Annotated in this window: 23 protein-coding genes and 1 tRNA gene; 4 read left to right on the forward strand and 20 right to left on the reverse strand. The window is 46.7% G+C overall.

The window, feature by feature from the left end:
• Positions 1-54: 54 nt before the first annotated feature.
• A complete protein-coding gene (locus tag J0L70_RS06165; RefSeq protein ID WP_287453572.1) occupies positions 55-816 on the reverse strand; it encodes an SDR family oxidoreductase in 762 nt (253 codons plus the stop codon).
• 179 nt (positions 817-995) lie between these two features.
• Between J0L70_RS06165 and J0L70_RS06170 the strand changes: the two genes are divergently transcribed.
• Complete coding sequence (locus J0L70_RS06170) at positions 996-2,279, forward strand: Glu/Leu/Phe/Val family dehydrogenase (RefSeq protein WP_017289512.1); 1,284 nt, start codon at positions 996-998, stop codon at positions 2,277-2,279.
• A gap of 13 nt (positions 2,280-2,292) precedes the next feature.
• Here J0L70_RS06170 and J0L70_RS06175 read toward each other — a convergent pair whose 3' ends face one another.
• A complete protein-coding gene (locus J0L70_RS06175; protein WP_287453574.1) occupies positions 2,293-5,049 on the reverse strand; it encodes an AAA family ATPase in 2,757 nt (918 codons plus the stop codon).
• 210 nt (positions 5,050-5,259) lie between these two features.
• Between J0L70_RS06175 and J0L70_RS06180 the strand changes: the two genes are divergently transcribed.
• Complete coding sequence (locus J0L70_RS06180; protein ID WP_268181681.1) at positions 5,260-5,853, forward strand: PIN domain-containing protein; 594 nt, start codon at positions 5,260-5,262, stop codon at positions 5,851-5,853.
• A gap of 27 nt (positions 5,854-5,880) precedes the next feature.
• Here J0L70_RS06180 and J0L70_RS06185 read toward each other — a convergent pair whose 3' ends face one another.
• The 15 genes from J0L70_RS06185 to infA form a co-directional block, all read right to left on the reverse strand.
• The gene (locus J0L70_RS06185) at positions 5,881-6,273 is read right to left on the reverse strand and encodes a toxin-antitoxin system TumE family protein (RefSeq protein ID WP_190647609.1); all 393 of its coding nucleotides are present in this window, start codon (positions 6,271-6,273) and stop codon (positions 5,881-5,883) included.
• A 2-nt stretch (positions 6,274-6,275) separates the two neighbouring features.
• A complete protein-coding gene (locus J0L70_RS06190; RefSeq protein ID WP_017289516.1) occupies positions 6,276-6,548 on the reverse strand; it encodes a hypothetical protein in 273 nt (90 codons plus the stop codon).
• A 165-nt stretch (positions 6,549-6,713) separates the two neighbouring features.
• Positions 6,714-7,334 carry a Uma2 family endonuclease gene (locus J0L70_RS06195; RefSeq protein WP_268181677.1) on the reverse strand — a complete coding sequence of 207 codons (621 nt, stop codon included), beginning with the start codon at positions 7,332-7,334 and terminating at the stop codon, positions 6,714-6,716.
• Between the two features lie 439 nt (positions 7,335-7,773).
• A complete protein-coding gene (locus tag J0L70_RS06200) occupies positions 7,774-7,983 on the reverse strand; it encodes a hypothetical protein (RefSeq protein WP_268181675.1) in 210 nt (69 codons plus the stop codon).
• Between the two features lie 45 nt (positions 7,984-8,028).
• Positions 8,029-9,144 (reverse strand): peptide chain release factor 1, encoded by a 1,116-nt coding sequence (prfA, locus tag J0L70_RS06205; RefSeq protein WP_287453577.1) that lies wholly within the window; start codon positions 9,142-9,144, stop codon positions 8,029-8,031.
• A gap of 92 nt (positions 9,145-9,236) precedes the next feature.
• Positions 9,237-9,455 carry a 50S ribosomal protein L31 gene (gene rpmE / locus J0L70_RS06210; protein WP_017289521.1) on the reverse strand — a complete coding sequence of 73 codons (219 nt, stop codon included), beginning with the start codon at positions 9,453-9,455 and terminating at the stop codon, positions 9,237-9,239.
• A 39-nt stretch (positions 9,456-9,494) separates the two neighbouring features.
• Entirely contained in the window at positions 9,495-9,902 is a 408-nt protein-coding gene (gene rpsI / locus J0L70_RS06215) for a 30S ribosomal protein S9 (protein WP_017289522.1), read from the reverse strand.
• 3 nt (positions 9,903-9,905) lie between these two features.
• Positions 9,906-10,361, reverse strand: coding sequence for a 50S ribosomal protein L13 (gene rplM / locus J0L70_RS06220; protein ID WP_017289523.1), 456 nt, complete (start codon positions 10,359-10,361; stop codon positions 9,906-9,908).
• Between the two features lie 14 nt (positions 10,362-10,375).
• On the reverse strand, positions 10,376-11,218 hold the full coding sequence (gene truA / locus J0L70_RS06225; RefSeq protein WP_287453579.1) for a tRNA pseudouridine(38-40) synthase TruA: 843 nt from the start codon (positions 11,216-11,218) through the stop codon (positions 10,376-10,378).
• 1 nt (position 11,219) lies between these two features.
• A complete protein-coding gene (gene rplQ / locus J0L70_RS06230; RefSeq protein WP_017289525.1) occupies positions 11,220-11,570 on the reverse strand; it encodes a 50S ribosomal protein L17 in 351 nt (116 codons plus the stop codon).
• Positions 11,571-11,578: 8 nt separating this feature from the next.
• Positions 11,579-12,661: a DNA-directed RNA polymerase subunit alpha gene (locus J0L70_RS06235; protein ID WP_316428064.1), complete on the reverse strand. Its 1,083-nt coding sequence runs from the start codon at positions 12,659-12,661 to the stop codon at positions 11,579-11,581.
• Positions 12,606-13,001, reverse strand: a complete 396-nt coding sequence (gene rpsK, locus J0L70_RS06240) for a 30S ribosomal protein S11 (RefSeq protein WP_017289527.1) — start codon at positions 12,999-13,001, stop codon at positions 12,606-12,608. The genes J0L70_RS06235 and rpsK overlap by 56 nt, the downstream gene beginning before the upstream one ends.
• A 78-nt stretch (positions 13,002-13,079) precedes the next feature.
• Positions 13,080-13,463 (reverse strand): 30S ribosomal protein S13, encoded by a 384-nt coding sequence (gene rpsM / locus J0L70_RS06245; RefSeq protein ID WP_017289528.1) that lies wholly within the window; start codon positions 13,461-13,463, stop codon positions 13,080-13,082.
• Between the two features lie 96 nt (positions 13,464-13,559).
• Complete coding sequence (gene rpmJ, locus J0L70_RS06250) at positions 13,560-13,673, reverse strand: 50S ribosomal protein L36 (RefSeq protein WP_071596180.1); 114 nt, start codon at positions 13,671-13,673, stop codon at positions 13,560-13,562.
• An 82-nt stretch (positions 13,674-13,755) separates the two neighbouring features.
• The gene (gene infA / locus J0L70_RS06255; RefSeq protein WP_026148794.1) at positions 13,756-13,986 is read right to left on the reverse strand and encodes a translation initiation factor IF-1; all 231 of its coding nucleotides are present in this window, start codon (positions 13,984-13,986) and stop codon (positions 13,756-13,758) included.
• A gap of 159 nt (positions 13,987-14,145) precedes the next feature.
• Here infA and J0L70_RS06260 point away from each other — a divergent pair.
• Positions 14,146-14,219 (forward strand) — tRNA-Pro (locus tag J0L70_RS06260).
• A 91-nt stretch (positions 14,220-14,310) separates the two neighbouring features.
• Here the strand turns inward: J0L70_RS06260 and J0L70_RS06265 are convergent.
• Positions 14,311-15,657, reverse strand: a complete 1,347-nt coding sequence (locus J0L70_RS06265) for a cytosine deaminase (protein WP_353736614.1) — start codon at positions 15,655-15,657, stop codon at positions 14,311-14,313.
• A gap of 66 nt (positions 15,658-15,723) precedes the next feature.
• Between J0L70_RS06265 and J0L70_RS06270 the strand changes: the two genes are divergently transcribed.
• Positions 15,724-16,347 (forward strand): precorrin-8X methylmutase, encoded by a 624-nt coding sequence (locus J0L70_RS06270; RefSeq protein ID WP_017289531.1) that lies wholly within the window; start codon positions 15,724-15,726, stop codon positions 16,345-16,347.
• On the opposite strand, the gene J0L70_RS06275 is transcribed toward J0L70_RS06270, so the two are convergent.
• Positions 16,344-17,132 (reverse strand): DUF8619 family protein, encoded by a 789-nt coding sequence (locus tag J0L70_RS06275; protein WP_287453580.1) that lies wholly within the window; start codon positions 17,130-17,132, stop codon positions 16,344-16,346. The genes J0L70_RS06270 and J0L70_RS06275 overlap by 4 nt on opposite strands.
• Positions 17,133-18,630: 1,498 nt before the next feature.
• The gene (gene cas12k / locus J0L70_RS06280) at positions 18,631-20,979 is read right to left on the reverse strand and encodes a type V CRISPR-associated protein Cas12k (protein ID WP_287453581.1); all 2,349 of its coding nucleotides are present in this window, start codon (positions 20,977-20,979) and stop codon (positions 18,631-18,633) included.
• Positions 20,980-20,992 lie beyond the last annotated feature (13 nt).

Here is a 20,992-nt window from a genome sequence, read left to right on the forward strand (position 1 = left end):
CTTAGGCTGAGAAGTCAGAGTTTTTTGAAGGCTCTGACTTCTGCTGCGATCGAGCTAAGCTTGGGTTCCAGCTAGTTCCATGCCGGGTAAGAAAGTGGCAAGATACTTTTCAACCCCTTTTGGGTCTTGTAAAAGTTGTCCTGAAACTTGAGTCGCTTGCTCACCTGGGTAAACATCTTCGAGTTGTTCTTCAACTGCTCGAATCGCAGCCTGGGCAACCTCTGCGGGAGAAACTTTCGGATCGGGCCAGTCTTTTGCTAAATCTGTATCGACTGTTCCTGGCATTACTGCTACCACTAAAGTTCCTTGACTGCCTAGCTCTGCCCGAATACAGTGAGTTGCTGAGAGTGCTGCGGCTTTTGAAGCACTGTATGAGCCACTGAAGGGAAGATTGACTTTTGCAAGTAAAGAAAGAACATTCACGATCGTCCCTCCGCCATTTGCTTTCAAAACGGGAGCAAAGGCTCGACACATATGGCACAGTCCGAAGTAGTTTACTTCGAGTTCTGCACGCGCGCTGTCTAGATTATCAGCGGCAATGATGCCTTGATTTAAAGAAGTGCCAGCATTGTTAATCAATAGAGTGACATCAGAGCATTGTGCGGCAGCCGCCTGTACAGATTTGGGGTTCGTCACTTCCAGTTCGATTGGAACAATGCGATCAGGATCGAGCGCGACCAGTGACTCTAATTTTGCAATGCTGCGAGCGCAAACATAAATTTTTGCCGCATCAGCGGTTCTCAATGTCTCGACAAAATGCCGTCCAATTCCACCATTTGCTCCAGTGACCAGCGCGATCGCACCTTGAACTTTCATGAGTCTTTATCTCCTGGAAATTTCTCGCACAGTCTAACAATCTTGAACTCTCATTGACAAAGGATTGTTCAGATGCGATGACACGAAGAATTTCGGAATTTTACGATCGCAATTAATTCTTAATCTCTTTAGGTTCTCATGACTTGGTAGGCTAAAAATTATAGTCTGCGGAGTTGGTTATGTCCTCCCTATTTGCTGACGCTTCACAACGATTACAGCAAGCTTTGAAGCATACAACATTGTCAGAAGACGCGATCGAGTCTTTGAAATATCCGAAAGCTTCTCTTTCTGTGTCGATTCCTGTGCGAATGGACAATGGCTCATTGCGAGTGTTTCAGGGGCATCGAGTTCGGTATGACGACTCACGTGGAGCCGGAAAAGGTGGGGTGCGATACCATCCGAATGTAACGCTCGATGAAGTACAGTCTTTAGCATTTTGGATGACGTTTAAGTGTGCGGTGTTAAATTTGCCGTTCGGAGGAGCAAAGGGCGGGATTGCTGTGAATCCCAAAGAGATGTCGCGGTTGGAATTAGAGCGATTGAGCCGTGGATATATTGATGCGATCGCAGATTTTATTGGACCTGATGTGGATATTCTGGCTCCTGATGTCTACACGAATGCGATGGTGATGGGCTGGATGATGGATCAGTACAGCATCATTCGGCGGCAGAATGTGCCTGGAGTGGTGACTGGAAAACCGATCACAATGGGGGGGAGTTTGGGACGAGATGCGGCAACTGCATTGGGAGCCTGGTTTACGATCGAGGCAATGTTACCGAAGTTCGATATGCGCCCAACCGAAACAACGGTAGCAGTGCAAGGATTTGGCAATGCGGGAGCAACGATCGCTGAATTAGCGTACCGTGCAGGCTGTAAGGTCGTCGCGGTGAGTGATTCTAAGGGAGCAATTTACTCGAAAGACGGACTTGATATTCCGAGCATTCGCCAACATAAGAATTCGACCCGTGAAATTCAAGCGGTTTACTGTCAGGGCAGTGTGTGCAACATTGCAGAACACGAGCGTATTACGAATGAAGAATTACTAGAGCTAGAGGTCGATATTCTATTACCTGCTGCCTTAGAAAATCAGATTACAGAGGTGAATGCACACAATATCAAAGCAAAGCTCATTTTTGAGCTAGCAAATGGTCCGATTAACTCTGCTGCGGATGCTATTTTGGAGCAGAAAGGGATTTATGTATTCCCTGATATTCTGGTCAATGCGGGGGGTGTGACGGTGAGCTACTTTGAGTGGGTGCAGAACCGGAATGGACTGTACTGGACATTAGGTGAGGTGAATCAGTCACTTCAGCAAAAAATGGTAGCAGAGGCGCAGCAGATTTGGGAAATTGCCAAAGAGCTTTCGATTTCAATCCGTACTGCCGCTTATGTTCATGCTTTGCGACGATTGGGAGAAGCGATCGATGCAAAAGGAACTCGCCACTATTACACCAGTGATTGAAGTAGAATTCTGGTTAGGCTTCGCGCTCAACGAGGATGACATTTTCGGTGACTTTCTCGAATGTATCGTCGTGGCTAATCACAAAAAGCTGTCGGAAGGATTTGATATTCGCGATCGCTTCTGCTAGGCTCTCTCTCCTTGGGCGATCCATATTGGTCGTCGGCTCATCGAAGAATGCGATATCGATGTCTGCAAGGACTTTGAGTAAAGCTAAACGAACTGCTAAAGCAGCACACATCTGCTCACCCCCTGAGAGATTGATAAATCTCCGAGAATGTGCGCCTTCTTGAACCATAATTTCGTAGTCGCGTGTCCATTCGAGAGCGACATTAGGACGATTGAGCAATTCACGGAATAAGCGATCGGCTTCATAGGAAATGCTCTGAACATAGCGCTCTGTAATCCGTGGAGCCGCTTCTTTGTAGAATTTTCGAGCGGCTTTGATGAAGCGTTCGGTTTTTTGCTTTTGTTTGAGTTGAGCCTGGGTTTCTGTGCGCTTTTGCTGAATGGCTTTGAGTTTAGAAAGCCGGGTTTCACATTCTTCTAAGCGCTGAGATTCTATTGGTAATCGAGTACTGAGCGAAATCCGCTGATTGTTTGCTTCTTCATATCCGGTTTTGATTGCTTTAACTTGCTCAGGATCGTAAGTTTCAGCCAGTTGAGCTTTCTGATTTGTGAATTCTGCTTGCTTTTCTTCTAGCTGTTTGAGTTGCGCGATCGCGTCTTCGTGCTGTACTTTACGCCCTTTGAAGCTATTTGCCGATTGCTGATGTTCGAGATAGATTTGATAGTCTTCTTTGTACTGATCGCGTCGAAGCTGCTGTTCTCGAATCTGATCAGCTAGGTTCTCAAAGGCTTTTAGAGAATCGTCGATCGTTTTGATTTCGTCTTCTGCTTGCTTCAAATCAGCTTGAGCTTTCAGGAGTTCTGAATCAAGCTGAGTCAGCGTTTTGAGTTCTTTTTGTAAAATACTGCTTCGTCCGCGAGGATTTTCTAATGTTTGAAGCTGTCCCGCGAGATGAGCAAGTTGTTCTCTGAGTTCTGGCTCTGCTGCTAGTTGAGATTGATGTTCGGTGATCAGCGATCGCAGTTCTGCAATTTCACTATCTAGCTTTTCTTCCTCATCAAATTTTGCTTCAAGCTTACGATATTGCGATTCCTGTTCTCGAATCGTTTTAAGTTGAGTCTGAACTTCAGCTAAGCGTTGTTTTAAGCGATCGGCAAGTAGTTGCTCAGATAGATCATCTAAAATGCCTTGCAGGTCACGCATTAAATGATTGTTGAGTTTTGAGCTATTTGCGATCGTAGCGAGAACACTTTCAATTCGAGGCTGCCAGGATGGGGCTGCCTGCTGTAGCTCTTGTAAGGTTAAAGTTGCTGTCTGAATATGATTCGCTTGAATTCCTTCGCGATGTTGAGCCTGCGCCAGAATTTGACGCAGATCAGAATCAAATTGAGTCGCAGCTTCGATCCGACTCAGTTGCTGCTGATAGCGGCTTTGTTGTTCTTCAAGTTGAGGAATTTGTTTGACGATCGCACCTAAGCCTTCTAGTCGCTCAATCTCTTCTCCTAACTGCTTTTGGCGCTGCTGAAGTTGTGCGAGTCGTTTCTCATCGCGTTGAATGGTTTGCTTCCAGCTTTGACAGGATTGCAGCTTTTCATTGAGTTGGCTTTGCTCTTGCTCAAGCTGAGATTGTTGCTCAATTAAAGGTTCGAGTTGTTTGAGTTCAGTTTCAATCTGAGATCGCCGCTCTCCCTTCTGCGCTAGAACAGCAAGCTTCGTCTGATAGGCTCCCAAAGACTCAGCTAGCTTTTGCCGTTCTTTGAGTAGCTTTTCTTGCTGCGATCGACTTCGATCAAATTCTTGTAATGCTTGATCAGCTTGTGTGTAAGCTTGATAGCTATCCCGCCGCTCTGTGCAGAGAGCCACAGATTTCTCAGCACGGTCTAGTTCTGTTTTTAAGCGATCGACATTCAACTGCTCGGCTCGAATCTGCCCCGAAACCGTCTCGAGCTGTAAAGTAACTTGCTGAACTTGCGATTCAACTTCGCTCCATTTTGCTTGCTCATCTTTTAACTCTTCATGGCGTTGCTGCCAGTGGTTCAAATCCGTCTGAATCTGCAAAATGGTTTGCGTCAGTCCCTGTTGAGTCGCGGTAAGTTCATCCCATTCTTGCAAGGATTCGTCATACTGCTGAATATCGCGCTCTAAGCTTTCAGACTGTGCTTTTGCGAACTTCTCTAAGTCGCCTAACTCTTTGAATACTTTCTTGTATTCTTCGACTTTGAGAATCGGATCAAAGACTTTTTTGCGCTCCTCAGCAGTGCCAAGAAAGTCGATTGTAAATGTCCCTTGCGGAACCCCGATCGTATTGCGAAACAATTGCCCTAAATTCGTCCCGGCTGGGACTCCTAGATGTTCTCTTAACCAAGGTAAAACGTCTTCTTTCTTGGTGTAATCCAGCCGCTCATTTAGTTCTGGATCGTAAATCGTATAGCTCGATCGAGTACAGCGTGTAACGGTATAGGTTCTCTGATCTCGACTGGAAACAAAATTGACTGCAACTTGGGCACTATTAGAGCCATTGCGGATCAAATCATCTTTGGTATACGCACCCGAATAGTCGAATAGCACCCAAGCGATCGCTTCGAGAATGCTGGTTTTGCCCGCACCATTTTCGCCACAAATTGCATTCGTTCCCGGTTGAAACGAGAACGAGCGATCTCTGTGAAACTTGAAGTTTTTGAGGCTAACCGAGAGAATTTCCATAGTTTTGATTCTACGGCAGATCAGATGTTCTGATCTAAAAATGGCAATGGAATAGATTCTAACGTCGATCGCGAAATTGTCGATCGCACAAATCCAAACGGCTTGCAACTTGAGCGTGATATGCGATCGCGATTCGCTCTGATAATTTTGACGAATTCAGGGGAGAAATAAGACAAAGCTTATTTTTTAACTATTTTAAGCATTGAGACAATGGGCACATCAGTTTTGCTAGTTGATTATGAGAACGTCCAGACCCTTGATCTATCCATCATTCAGGAACAGGAGCTTCAGATCAAAATTTTTGTCGGACAGTCTCAAAGCAAACTGCCCCTAGAACTTGTTCAAGCAGCGCAGCCATTTGGTAATGCGATCGAGTGGATCAAAATCGAAGGCAAGGGCAACAATTCTCTAGATTTTCATATCGCTTTTTATCTGGGGCAATTAAGCCAAGTGAATCCTAAGCTCTCGTTTACAGTACTTTCTAAAGATAAAGGTTACGATCCGCTAATTCGATATCTCTGCAATCGCAAAATTTCCTGTCGAAGAATTGAATGTGTCAAAGCCCTATCTCAGCAGAATAACGGTTCTTCTCAGCGGGAAAAATTAATGATGCAAGTGATGACAAAGCTCTTAAAAATTGAAGATAAGTGTCGTCCTCGAAGTCGCAACGCTCTGTCTCAATACGTTAAATCAATCATGCGTCCTCATAAGGTGAATCAACAAGATCTCGATTCAGTGATCAATGATATGTTTCTACACGGTAAAGTCGCTGAAGTAAACAATCGGATTACGTATAACTTTTAGTATTAGATAAATTCTTCCCGATGAAATCTACTCATCTCGGCTGAACTCATTCTCTACATGCTCAATCAATTCTAGGATGCTACGAGATTGTCCTGGCTCAACGTTGGATTCCGAACCAATGTGAACATGATGCGGAAAATTAGGCAAATCTGGAAAATGTTTGACACTATCCCAACGCTTTCTAAGAGTTTGTTTTGTGCTATCCATCCACTGATAGCGATAGTCTAACGTTGTGACTTGATCACTCTGAGCCGTGAAGGATTCTGCAATCTCCAGAAAATCTTCGTTACTCAGCGTTAATCTTGCACGAAAGTAACCTCGATCGAATAACACGCGCTCATCCACAATTTCGATCGACGAAATGATTGAACTTGCATTCAACTTTGCTTTAATACTCGCAATGTACTGATGTAAGTCCATCTTTAAGAAGCTTGCAATTGCGCTGAGCGATACATTTCGTAGTAAGTATTCCACTCAAAAAAGTCGATCGAGTCCCCAAGTTCACCAGCCTGAAACTTTTGATAGAACCGCTCTGAAGACATCTGATAGGTTTCCTCAAACCTCTTCAATCGTTCACCAATTTCTTTTACTTCTTTTGCAATTGGAGATTGAATGGATTCCTCTAGAAGTTGTCTCTCTTCAGCAGACAGAGAGAGGATGATCTGTGCCAGTGATTCGACTAATTTCTGATTCATGCTGTCTCTCCTGGGCATCCTGAAAAAACATTTTATGCCGATACATTACCCTGAATCTTGTTGAAATCTGTCAAAGCAATGCGATTGATGATGCTTAGAATTTCGATTTCAACGAGGCGATCGCGATCGTCAAAATTCAAACTCACTTCCTGATACAGTCAAATACTAAGCTCCAGCCTGAACAAGCTGTTCAACTGTGAGAGTTAATTCTGAAAAAGTGGGTGACTCGATTCTCTCACTTCCCCGAAACTGTTTGACTTGATACTCGCCATCAATCAATTGATAAACCGAAACCGTTGGCATTTTCGGAGATCCGATAAAGCGTTTTCCGCCTAAGCCCAGATAATCTACAATCCAGTACTCAGCAATTCCAAGGCTCTCATATTCTTCCAGTTTCCTGGCATAATCATCAGCCCAGTTTGTGCTGACAACTTCAACGATCAGACGAACAGAGCTTCCCTGTGTAATGACAGATTCTTTATCCCATCGAGGATCATCTGCGATCGCATTCTCATCCAAAACAATCACATCTGGTTTGTAACCCGATCGCGCATCGGAGGATCGCACAACGCATTCTGTAGGAATAAAGTAAGGTAGACCCAAGCGAGCAATTTCTAGAATCAGCTTACTTAAGACAAATCCTGCAACTTTTGAATGCTTGCCTGTTGGATTTGGCATCTCAACAATCTCACCATCATGCAATTCATATCGAGTGGTCGAGTTTTCCGGATACCACTCGATGAAATCATCAAATGTAAAGTCGGTTGCTATCGTTACAGAAACCATCGTTACCTCAATTGATCATCTTTTCACGATTCGATCTCTCGATTGGGAATTAATGCGATCGTACAACACTTTTTCTGACCCCATAGCCATTCCATAGCTGATTCCTTTGTGAGCGATCACCTCTTCAAAATTCAAAATGTATCGAGAATCTAGACCAAGCCAGAATTTTACTGCTTCTTCAACTTGCGCTAATTGCTCGTTTGAAAGTGCCCCCAACTTCCTAATCAACTTTGCTTCTGAAGCAGTGACGAGATTCTGACCATCAAAAACACCCGGACGCAAAAATTTTGCCTGAATAGCAACTTCAAACCTTGATCCTCTTGGGCGAGTGGTATGAGGGACTAAACTGACTAAAGCTCAATCGATATCTTCAATCGGAATATTCATCACAAGACAGAGGCGCACTTTCGCGACATAGCCCAAATCTACTAACCAAACTTCACCGCGATTCGGTGTACTGCTGCTCATTCTCAGCCTCAAATTCGTCCAGGCTTAAGAATACTGCCTCTGCACATAAATTTAATTCTTCATCCAAGAGTGGAGGCAGATCTAGATTCATTGTTCGCCGCAAAATTTCTGCCGCAACTTGTTGCTTTTCTGTTTCCGATAATTGTTCAAAGGATGCTAAGAGTTGCTGTGTACTATTCACGATTCGATTTCTCGATTGGAATTATTGCGATCGTCCACAATTCTCTTACTTCACAGCGGCTTCGTTGCCGCTCTCAGCCGCCAATTGCTCTAATCGCTCTTGCTGATCTTGAGAGATGCAAGTCTCGATCACATCTTCGAGATCGCCTTCTAACACAGGGTTCAACGCGAAGTTTTGCCCTAATCGATGATCAGTTACACGGTTATCTTTGTAATTGTAAGTCCGGATCTTCTCCGATCGCTCTCCTGTCCCAACCTGCGATCGCCGCATCGAAGTAATCGCATCTTGCTGCTCTCGCAACTTGATCTCATACAACTTCGCTCGCAGAATTTGCATCGCGCGTTCCCGGTTCTGAAGCTGCGATCGCTCCTCGGTACAAAACACCCGAATTCCCGTCGGCTTGTGAATCAAATCGACCGCAGTTTCAACTTTGTTGACGTTCTGACCACCCGCACCACCGGATCGTGCCGTCTTCATTTCAATGTCTTTCGGGTCGATGTGAATTTCCACATCATCCACTTCCGGCATAATTGCGACGGTTGCAGTTGAAGTATGAACTCGTCCAGAAGCTTCAGTGACCGGAACGCGCTGCACCCGGTGAACACCTGCCTCAAACTTCAATTTGCTATAGACGCGATCGCCTTGAATTTCCATAATCGCTTCTTTGAATCCGCCCAAACCTTCAGCTAGGGATTCACTCGCCATTTTGATGCGCCAGCCTTGACGCTCCGCATACCGCGAGTACATTCTCACCAAATCCCCAGCCCAAATGCTGGCTTCATCTCCACCGGTGCCCGCCCGAATTTCCAACATGATGTTCTTGTCATCATTCGGATCACTGGGAAGCAGCAGAATTTTCAATCGATTTTCTAACTCTTGCAGCTTTTCTTGGAGTTCTTCCGCCTCCATTGCCGCCATTTGTTGCAGTTCAATATCGCCGCCTGATTCTTTGACGATCTGACGTGCGCCTGCTAAATCTTGCTCAGTCTTGCGCCAAAGCTCATAGGTGTTGACCGTTTCCTCTAACGCCGATCGCGATTTTGCGACCCGCTGAAACTCGCCCGGATCTCGGGCGATATCCGGGTCAGCAAGTTTCCGCGTCAATTCGTTAAAGGTCTGCTCAACGGAATTTAATTTGTCAATCAAATATGCTTCAGCCATAGTAGCCTCGGAAAAAAGTAGAAAAAATTTAGGCGAAAAGACAATCGCGGCAACTCAAAACGCGATCGTCACATCAATCAACCTAAATCTCGCTACTTCTGTTCGTCGCTCATGCCATACTTCCGCAAGAAGCGCTCCACACGACCCTCAGTGTCAATAATCTTCTGAGTGCCCGTGAAGAACGGGTGATTGCCAGACCACACATCCACGTGTAGTTCAGGCTTGGTCGAACCCACAACCGCTACAACTTCACCATTGCAGTAAACCTTTGCTTCGGGATACCACGTCGGATGAATACCTGGTTTTGCCATTGCCTTATCTCCAAATCCGCTTCAAATACAGTGTAACAATTAGCGTTTCGAGTATTGAGGAGCTTTCCGAGCTTTGCGCAAGCCGTACTTTCTCCGCTCTTTCGCTCTCGGATCGCGAGTCAAATAGCCTTCGACTTTCAACGGCTTCCGGTTTTCAGGGTCGAGTTGGCACAGTGCCCGGGCAACACCCATGCGGATCGCATCTGCTTGTCCAGTCAAACCACCGCCATGAGCGTTGACGAGAATATCGTATTCCGCTTCCAAGCCCAAGGTTTCCAGGGGAGCTTTTGCACCCGAGATGTACTCTTGGTTGAATTGGAGATAGAGATCTCCAGGCTTGCCGTTGACGACGATGTTGCCTTCGCCGGGAACGAGACGGACACGAGCGATCGCAGATTTGCGACGACCCGTTCCTTGATACATCACTCTTCCTTCAGTTGCTTGCATGGATTACTTTTCTCCCGGAATCGTTTTGATGTCTAAAACTTTGGGTTGCTGTGCAGCATGGGGATGCTCTGCACCTGCATACACTTTCATTTTGGTGAACAGCTGGCGACCCAAGGAATTCTTCGGTAGCATTCCTTTCACCGCTTGCTCAATGATGCGCTCTGGCAAACGAGCTTGCAGCTTTTCAAAAGATTCGGTCTTCATTCCACCCGGACGACCGGAGTGACGACGATACAGCTTTTGGCTGCGTTTCTTACCAGTCACGTCAATTTTGTCAGCGTTGATCACGATAACAAAATCGCCTGTGTCTAAGTGAGGCGTGTAAGTCGGTTTATTTTTGCCGCGAAGTACCATCGCGATTTCAGTCGCTAATCGACCCAAGCGTTGACCCGCTGCATCCACAACGTACCAGTCGCGTTGAATCTCAGCGATAGCAGGAAGGTAGGTTTTGTTTTCCATGACCGTGAGTTTGTTTACAAAGAAGGTTCGAGCGTCATCCGAGATAAATTCAGTTTCGGCTGTGCATCAAACCAGAGTTCTGGGGGAAATGGCATGTCGGGATAGCCCACTCTTAAGAGGCACAACCCTTGCGGGGGAGCCGCATACCGCACTTCATGACGTCGCTCGTTTTGCCACAACTGAGTGAAGCTCTCAACCGAACGATCACCGCGTCCCACTTCTACCAATAATCCGACGAGCAGTCGCATCATCCCATACAGAAATCCGCTTGCCTGCACTTCAATATAGAGAAATGAATCTTGTCGAATACATTCCGCAAATTGAAGGTCTACCCAGGCATGGGGACGGCTAGAGTTCGCTCTCTGAAAAGCTGCCATATGATGGTGCCCGATCATGGGAGCTAAAGCCTGCTGCATTTTGGACTCATCCAGCGGAGCGTGGTAGTAGTGCCAAGACAACGATCGAGCAAATAAGTTCGGGCGTGCCTCAGTGTAGATCGTGTATCGGTAGCGTCTCCAAGAAGCTGAGAATCGGGCGTGCCAGTCGGCTGGAACCTGAGCCGAAGCCCGAATCAGAACATCATCGGGAAGCCGAGCATTGATCACATCTGCCCATCGGTGTGCTGGGATCAGCGTCATCACATCGAAATGTGCCACCTGAGCCGCTGCATGAACGCCTGTATCCGTTCGCCCTGCGGCATGAATCACCACCGGATATCCGACTACAGACGCGATCGCGGTTTCGATCTCTTCTTGAACGCTACGATGATTCGGCTGCCGCTGCCACCCATAAAATCGAGTGCCCAAGTACTGAATCAGGAGGGCAATTCGCTGCAAGGACGGCTGAGCAGGTGCCATCTTAGGTCAATTCGATAATTGCCATTTCAGCGTTGTCACCGCGACGACGTACCGTTCTCAAGATGCGGGTATATCCGCCTTGGCGATCGGCATAACGCTCAGGAGCATTCTCGAACAAGGCATGAACGAGCTGCTTGTCGTAGATGTATCCCATTGCCTGACGACGTGCCGCAAGCGAACCGTCTTTTGCCAAAGTGATCATCTTTTCAGCTTCCGATCGCACTGCTTGAGCGCGAATCTTGGTCGTTTTGATTCGACCGTTGCGGATGAGTTCAGTGGTCAGCGCTCGGAGGAGTGCTTTACGCTGATCCGCAGGTTTTCCCAACAAGGGGACTTTACAACCGTGACGCATAGCTACTCTTAGGATTTAGATTTTTCTTGCGGCAGGGTGATCCCCAACCGTTGTTGTAAGGCTTCGACGACTTCCTCGGCAGACTTGGCTCCAAAATTTTTGATTTCGAGCAGGTCTTCTTGGCTGTAGTCGAGCAAGTCCGCGACCGAGTTGATTTGCGCGCGTTTCAGACAGTTGTATGCCCGAACTGATAGCTGCAATTCTTCGATCGGGATTTGATTTTCGATCCGCTCATCGCTCATGCCATCATCATCCGAAGGCTCGAATGTGATGTCTTTCAGCGGATTAAACAGATCAACGAGGATATTTGCGGCTTGGCTCAGCGCTTCTTGCGGAGTCAAACTGCCATTTGTCCAGATTTCCATGATCAAACGGTCTTTTTCAGCCGTTCCACCTTGGCGAGCATCTTCGACGCTGTATTGCACCTTACGCACCGGCATGAATACAGAGTCAATCTGTAAAAAGTCGAGTGCAGTATCATCGGTGAATTTGCCAGCGCCGCGATAGCCTTTGCCTTTCTCAATTTTGAATTCCATCTCTAACGTTGCGTTAGGAGATAGGGTTGCAATGTACTGAGTCGGGTCAACCAGCTCAACTTCTGAAGGCAGGTCAAAGTTTTCAGCCGTCACGGTGGACTGACCTTGAACTAAGAGCCGACCAATCTGAGGCTGAGACGAGTAAGTTCTAAAGACGAGCTTTTTCATGTTCAGCAAGATGTCCAAAACGTCTTCTCGAACGCCTGGAATCGTTGCGAATTCATGGGTCACGCCTGCAATTCTCACAGCAGTCACGGCAGCGCCTTCTAAGTTCGACAGTAACACCCGCCGCAATGCGTTGCCAACGGTGGTTCCTTGTCCTCGCTCTAGCGGTTCTAATACGAACTTGCTGTACTGACTTTGGTCTTCCTCAGTACTCGTATCAATACATTCAACCTGAAACTGTGCCACGGAGTAGCCCTCCTTCTTCCTTGCTGATGACATCCATACCGTTTTGTGCTGCCCATTATAAGCAGCAATCTGCGCGATCGTCGTTTTATTAAACGCGACGGCGTTTCGGCGGACGGCAACCGTTGTGAGGAATGGGAGTGACATCCCGGATCAGGGTAATTTCTAGCCCTGTTCCTTGAAGTGCACGGATCGCGGTTTCCCGTCCAGCACCCGGTCCACTGACCATCACTTCAAGCTGACGCATTCCTTGGTCGATCGCACGACGAGCGGCTGCTTCGGCAGCGGTTTGTGCCGCAAAGGGAGTTCCCTTCTTTGCACCTTTGAAACCACTCGATCCAGCCGATGCCCAGGAGATAACTTCACCTTGAGTATCGGAGATCGTCACGATCGTGTTGTTGAAGGTCGATTGAATGTGAGCGACTCCGCTCGGAATATTCTTTTTCGCCTTGCGCGGACCCGTTTTCCGCTGCGGTTGTCTTGCCATGTCAAATTCTCAATCAGTTAAGCTGCTACGTTCCTACAAGCCATTGCCCACAAGTAATTTACCTGGAGGCAAATCACGCTATTTCTTACCGGGAGCTTTTTTCTTCCCAGCGACAGTTCGACGACCGCCTCGACGGGTGCGTGCATTGGTTCGAGTGCGTTGACCGCGAACGGGCAAGCCCATCCGATGTCTCCGACCCCGATAGCAACCGATATCCATCAATCGTTTGATTGACATCGATTCAAATCGCCGCAAATCCCCTTCAATCTGATAGCCGCCTTCCACTGCTTCCCGCAGTGCTGCGACATCTGCTTCGCTGAGATCTTTGACGCGAGTGTCAGGATTGACTCCTGTTTTCGCGATGATCTCTTTAGACCGGGTGGGTCCAATTCCGTAAATATATCGAAGACCGATTTCCACTCGCTTGTCACGAGGGAGGTCTACGCCCGCAATCCGCGCCACGTTGAGTTCTCCTGAACGTTATTGATAAACAGTCGAAAAGTCTGCCAGCGAGCTAGAAACTGTCTAACTGCGGCAGACTCGTACACGAGCATCTTGTTAACCCTGGCGTTGTTTGTGCTTCGGGTTTTCACAGATCACCATGACGCGCCCTTTCCGACGAATGACGCGGCATTTTTCGCAAATTCGTTTCACTGACGCACGTACTTTCATGCCCAAGTCTCGGCAACATTACAAACACAATATCCTAACAATTTCTTATAACAATTGTCAAAGTGATCTTTATAGCGCAATCCTAACGCCCTTTATTTTTGAGTCGATAGGTAATTCTGCCTTTGGTCAGGTCGTACGGAGTGAGTTCGACTTTGACGCGATCGCCGGGAAGAATTTTGATGTAGTTGCGGCGGATTTTGCCCGAAATATGTGCGAGTACGTTGAATCCATTGTCGAGGTCTACGCGAAACATTGCGTTCGGTAGTGAATCGACGACAGTCCCTTCCATTTCAATCAAGTCTTGTTTAGACAAGCGGTGCTTTCCTCCAAAAGATAGTCGGGGTCAAATTTTACCCTATTTGAGTGTAGATCATTTAATTAATTTTCGGCATTTCTGCGGTTAGATCGGGAAATTTTTTAAGGAATTGGCTCGACTTTAACAAAGTTTTGCTTTATAGTAAGAAACGCATCGCGGGATGTAGCGCAGCTTGGTAGCGCACCTCGTTCGGGACGAGGGGGTCGTAGGTTCAAATCCTATCATCCCGATTTATAAAGAGATAGGCAAGAGTTCTAATCTGACGGATTCTGCTGTTGACTCGCGAGTTAGAGAATTTAGTCTTGCTTTGGTTGCGGCTTCTTACGGTTTAGCCAAATCGTCTAATTCTGCATAGCTAGGCAAGGTGGTGTCGATCGCTTTTCCATTCCGCAAAACAATGCGATCGTGCTGCGATCGCGATAACAGTTCTCCATAATTTCGAGCTTTGAATAGCACCAAATCTGCGGGGAGTCCAACCCCAATCCGCCCGACATTCGGCAATCCCATTAAATCCGCCGGGGTAGAGGTAATGGCATTTGCCCAATCCCCAAAGGGACGATCGAGTTGAGCAATCTTTACCGATTGGCTGAACACTTCTAATGCATCATGATCGCCATAGGCATGGAAGGGATCCCGGCAATTGTCTGATGCGATCGCCACTGGAACCTTTGCTTGTTTCAATTCGTGCAGAAGCGTCACACCGCGCCAGCGGGGAGTTCGATTAGGGGTGCGGTCTTGCAAGTATAGATTGCACATGGGCAGGCTCACGACACCGATTCCAGCTTTTTTGACTAAAGCGATCGTGGTTTCTGCTTCTGCTGCATCTTGGACTGCCAGACTACAACAATGTCCACAGACTGTTTTATTGCGGTATCGATGTCGAATCGCGGCTTCAGCGATTCGTCGCAAAGTATTCGAGTCGGGATCATTATTTTCATCTACATGGAAATCCAGATTGAGTTTGCGATCTTTCGCCATTGAAAAAATGCGATCGATCTGTTGATCAATGTCAGGATTAATAAATGAAACGCCACCTAAAATTCCATCTGACTCTGCAACTAGATCAGCTAATTTCTCTCCTTCAGGTGTTAGAAAATAATCCAAAGAGACAAGACAAACCGCCTGTAAAATAATTCGATCCGCCCATTGATCTCTCAATGCTCGAAATATCTCAAAGCTCATCTCACCGAGTTTTCCGGCTGAATCTAAATGCGTCCGAATCGCTTTTGTTCCATGAGCATAACTACATTTCAGACCAAACTCCATTCGACGATAAATATCATCTGGATTCCAATTTTTCTGAGCATCTACTCTAACTGTATTCAGCGCACTTTCAAAGGTTCCATCCGGATTTGGAGCGCGATTCCAGATGTGACCTTTATCTAAATGCGTATGTAAATCTGCAAAACACGCCCAAATCATTCCCCCCTGTAAATCGATCGACGGATAGACATAATTCTGATAAGTTCCTGCTGCCAAAATCGCGCTAATTACACCCTCAACAATTTCTAGATCGACATGCAGCAAATGATCGGTGGGTGGCTTACGGGTTGCCCATTTATTCCCATTCACCACCAGGGAAGCGGGCACATGAGCATTTCTGATCCAGTAGTGATGCGCATCAAAAATCATAAGTTTGGGGAATTTCGCTATAGATGATTCTGCCATGCAAATTATCGAAATCCGAGTACACTGAAAAAGCTCGAAAGTTAATGTATTAAAAGCGACATACTTATGGAGTGGCATCCCACAGACGCGCAGAGTTTAGCCCTGATCGATCGAGAAGTTGGCGATCACATGCTTTCTCCTGCTGAATACGAAATTGTCCGACGGGTTATCTATGCAACGGCTGATTTCGACTACAAATCCCTGATTCACTTCTCTGATCTTGCCTTGCAGTCTGGTGCGGCTGCCCTTGCTGCGCGCACGACTATTATTGTTGATGTGCCAATGGTGCAGGTTGGCATTAATACGAATATCCAAAATACGTTCGCTAATCCCATCTACTGCAGTATGGAAGCGATCACCCGTCCCCAAAAAGAGAAAACCCGCGCTGCTTGGGGGATCGAAACGCTTGCTAGACGTTACCCAGAAGGTATTTTTGTCGTTGGGCAATCTCAGACGGCTCTGATTACACTGGCTGCGTTAATTCAGAAAGAAGAAATCAAACCTACCCTTGTGATTGCCACGCCTTCTGGGTTTCTCGATATTGAAGCCGCGAAAGCCAGATTGAGTAATGCCTTAGTTCCAAACATTTGTACCCAAGGAAGAAAAGGCAATGCAGTGGTTGCAGCCGCGATCGTCAACAGTCTAGTAGATCTGGCATGGCAAGCTTACGGTGGGGACAATGCAGTTTAATCCCAATCGGACGATCGCCGATTGGATTTAGGAATGCGTTTTCTAGGACGAGGCTCGTCATATTCTTCGTCCCAACGCCGCTCATTCCGTTTCGATCGCGGCGGTTCACGGTAATCATCTTCAGGCTCGATCGTATTAATTTGCCGACTGACCGCCTCAAATTCGTCCCGTCGTAGATAAGGATAATCGCTCACCCAAACTCCGACTCGGCTCACGAAAATATCACTCACTTTAGCAATCCGCCCTAAATCAGGACGATCCGAAAGTGCCAACATTTCAGCCGTATCTCCAACCCGGATTGCCTGATGTTCTCGTTTCAGAGGGACTTGAATCCGAGTCTCAAACCCTGTTTCATCTCCTACGACGACATTGATTCGCCGTTCCCGATTCTCAGTGACAACTAATTCTCCTCGGTTATTCACGCTTTCTTCTGTCCCGACGAGTTCATCGGTCACGAACACATCCAGAACTTCGCCGCGCAAGAACCCTGCATATTTATATCGGCGATAACCTGCATTCCGAACTGCCGCCTGAATAGCAGGACTCCACAACCAATAAACCAGCGCCAGGATAATCAGAAAAAACGTGACTGCCTGCACTACATCCTGCAATTCCCCGGTTGCAAAGAAGGCGCGAATCAGCAAGGCTCCTGCTACCGCAGAAATCGAGATCAGAACCCGTCTCAGAACGTCAGAAAGCTTTCCCCAATAATATTTGTACTGTGCGCCAGTTCCGACTAATGGAATCAGGTCTTCAAACTTTTTGCGACTTAGAGGGACTAGCATAGTGGACACAAAAATCGAAATATTTTCAATTTTATCCGGTCTATCTGGACTTCGCCGACTTAGACTTTGGTTGAATTGATTTTAAGTGAAGTGTGCAGGGAAAATTTACGGAACCGTCTGGATATTCGACTTTAGTCTGAGATAAAAATCGGTACTTTTTGCGAGGGGATTCGACCTGCTTGTCACTGAGAATAGATTCAAATCTGAGGAACGCACTCGGAAAAGCTAAGCAACTAGGGGGCAACTAAGTTTGTTTGGTGTATCCGGTTAAAGGCGTGCCTTACAGGTAGACTGCCTGACTCTGGGGGCTTTTAAGAGTCAGGCAATTTTTTGTTTAAATTTGTCCATTAAAGCGATTTTTTCCAGCTTTAAAGCAATTTTTTCCAAAATGACGAATTTGGTACATTTCAGACTCAAGGTTAGCTACTTAGATTTTCGGAACAGTTTTAAAGCGATTTTTTCCGAAAATTGAATCGCCTTGCAATTCACCATATTATTTGTCAAAAGTAATAACTCAAGAAGATTTCACGCTTTTCTGCGTCTTTTTCAAGCAGGTTTGCAAACGACTTGCAAATTTTTAACCATCTACTTGCTCAAAACCTCGTGAACTAAAACGGTCTACTTAACCGTTACCTTGGTAAATGCCAAACTCGTAGTTCCCAGGGTCAGGCAGTCCTTTCAACCTATCTCAAAAACCATTCCTCAGCATGATCACAACTAAGATTGCGCCGGAAACTTGCAACATTCTACTTCCATCAAGCCGATCTTTCAGCCTGTGCATAATCAAGATTTTCACGGAAACCAACATTGCCCAAGTTGCCCATATAGTATCAGTGCCTTTCAGCCTGTGCATAACTAAGATTTCCACGGAAACAATGCCGAGATCGGTAAGTGGTTTAGCTCTCCGTCTTTCAGCCTGTGCATAACTAGGATTTCCACGGAAACGTCAACCCAGAACTCAATCCAATCGCAGCAGCAGTCTTTCAGCCTGTGCATAACTAGGATTTCCACAGAACCCCTGGCATGCTCAATCCCTGACATCACTTGCGATTCCGCTTGCGTTTTGCCAAACCTTGATCGATTCATTAAACTTCGGCTGAAATTGCCCAGAATCACAAAGATTTTCAATCGGTAGAATCAGAGAGATCGAACGCTTCATCAGCAGTTCAATCGCTTTGGCAAACCTCTCAGGAATTTTGCTCCCGCTTCGGTTTGTCAGATATGATGTAGAGATAGGCTCAAGCCATATGGCGCGTTTTGAGCCGCAGGTCAGTATACCCCCGTACCAAGGTAGTCAAAGCTCCTTGGCAGGATTCTTCCGACGTGAGATGGGCATCTAATCCATTTGTGATCAAATGAACCTCGGATGAATGACAAGCGACGTACAGGGACGGAAAGCACAAAAACAACCCAATTTTTGTCTACCACGAAAACACCAAGTTTGGCAAGCTGTATGTAGTTTTCTTGGTTCTGTTTAGGGATGTGTATCCTCTACAAATCAGGCAGACTGTTCCTCGTTCTGCTTGGTTGATCTTGCCATTAAAGCTGCGATCGCCAGCAACGATTCAGCAACAGGCTGAAACACAAAGCGAATTGGAAACTCGGATTTTGCTGCTCGACGCTGGATCGCGGTAGCAAGCTGACCGTAGTTCCAGCGATGGTAACTCTCTCGGATATCTTTACAGTACTGATTCTGTGCTTCAACATGGTGAGGGTGAGCCATTTCAGCCTCCACACGAATCATTGCTTCCACCCGTTCACGAATCCCTTCTAAGTTAGGCAAAACGATCAGACCAACCTGAAGTTCGATCGCGACTTCAACGATTGCGGAAGCAATCACCCGTGCTGTGTACTCTCTAGCATTTGCTTCTGAAGAATGCTCTTCGTAGCGCTGTCGTTTCTGACGTTGAGAACGCTTTTTGACGATCGCTTGATGCTGCTTGTGCAGCTGGATTACTTGTCGATACGTACTGTCTTTATTTGCAATATTGAGGAGAGTCTCGGTCGAACACTCCAGCACGACTGAATCGTTCTGACTATCAATGACCACGAGTGCGATCGGATCTTTGCGTCCGAAGCTAATTCCCATCGAGAGATGATCTTGTCTCTGATGCGTCAGTTTATGCGGGCGATTGGGAGGAAGTTGATGAAGGTATCGCAACGTTGTTTTTGTCGCCGCGATTCTTGACTGCTGATCTTTGATCTGCTGCTCGATGGTCTTTTCTTCTGTCTTTGATGGCGCTCTCTGTCCCTTCTTTTGAGCGGTCTTCGGCGCTTTTGACGATCGCGATTGAACGTCGTCTTCTGCTGATTTTGAGTGTGCCTCGCTTTCTGTCACAGTCAGCAGTTCTCTTCGTTTTTTCTTCAGGGTTTTCAACGTTTTGATGGTTGGTTTAATCTTTTTTTGTAGAACGTTTTCAACCCCTTCGACTGTCTTCAATTCATCATCGATCACGCAGTGCAACGACAAACGATGAGTCAACCACGGTGGAATTAACTCATCAGAGCCGTCGCCGTTTGATTGCCGTTTGACTCTCTTTTTATGCTGACGCTCTAGCGATTCATCTTTTTCCCAAACGAGCGTAGCTGATCGCAGGAGTAGACATGCAGCATCAAACTTCTGATCTTCCAACGTTGCTCTTGTACAGTAGTCGTCCGCGATCTGCTTGAAGTCACCCAATTGCCGATGTCCGCAAAACAGTTGAAATTGATATTTCAGCATTGAGTGAAATGAGACACAAATACGCTCTTGAGGCACTCTGCGACGCTTCTGGCGTTTGCTACGACGCTTTTTCGATCGAGTGGAAGGAACAGGTTCCGGTCTCGATTCGCTTTGTGAAGTTCCGACGGATTGTGCTTGCCGAACGATGGGTTCCTTTGACCAATGCAAATCGGTTCCTGTGCGAAACATCAGGGGATACGGCGTTTCCTCAAACAACCGAATTTGCTGCTGCTTACTCCATTTTTCCAACTCTCTTTGATCGACTTCTGCATCGCCTTCAAACTGCAAATCAGGTGTTTTGAGCCTCGGATCAATTTGCCGTCGAATCCACCAGCGTTCTAGATCTGCTTGATGTGCCTCTGGACCTCCGCTCAGAACTGGACCTGAGATCGCAGCATCAATTTCTGCTTCAAACCGATCTCCCAATGGGTCGCGCCCTCTTGGATACCGGGCTTTTAGCTGCTGTTCTAAGTTCTCAATTTCTTTTTGCTTAATTGCGATCGCTGTTTGAAGTTCGTCTGGCTCTAACATCGGTTCGCCTACTACATATTGGCGCTGAACCAAGTAGACGATCGCGCACTGTGTCAGCGCATTAGATGCTTTTTCATGGTGTTTCAAGAGGATGTTGAACAGGTAACGTTTTGGGTCTGTTCCAGGTCGGGATTCAACTGCCGCCAAAACCTCTTGACGCACTGCGTTCAAGACTTGCTGTGCAGTGTTCAAGAGTTGGGATTCGCTAAACTTATGAAGCTGCATATACTCTGAATAAAGCAGCAAAGCAGCAAGCCATCTTTGATTTCCTTTGAGCGACCAGATGGTCTTGCTGTGCTGAGCAAACCAAGCTTTGTAGCAGTCTGTAACCAGATGTCCTGCTGAGGCGTACCAGCGCTGAGGCATACCTGCAAACGGCTCCTGCTTTTTCCAGGGTGCAATCAGGCGATCAACGGCAGCTTGCTCTACTGCACCCTTCGCTTGCCACTCTGGAAAATCAGGCTCTTGGGGAATCTGTTGAAACAATTTGTTGATTAATAGCGTGTAGGCTACGCTGTACTTCCAAAGGATTTCGAGAACGCTTTCAGGGGCTTTCAGCGATGCGTGAATCGTTCGCAGTAGTTTCTTCTCCACTTGTCTGTCTCTC

The sequence above is a fragment of the Leptolyngbya sp. UWPOB_LEPTO1 genome, assembly GCF_017302695.1.
Classification (GTDB): domain Bacteria; phylum Cyanobacteriota; class Cyanobacteriia; order Leptolyngbyales; family Leptolyngbyaceae; genus Leptolyngbya; species Leptolyngbya boryana.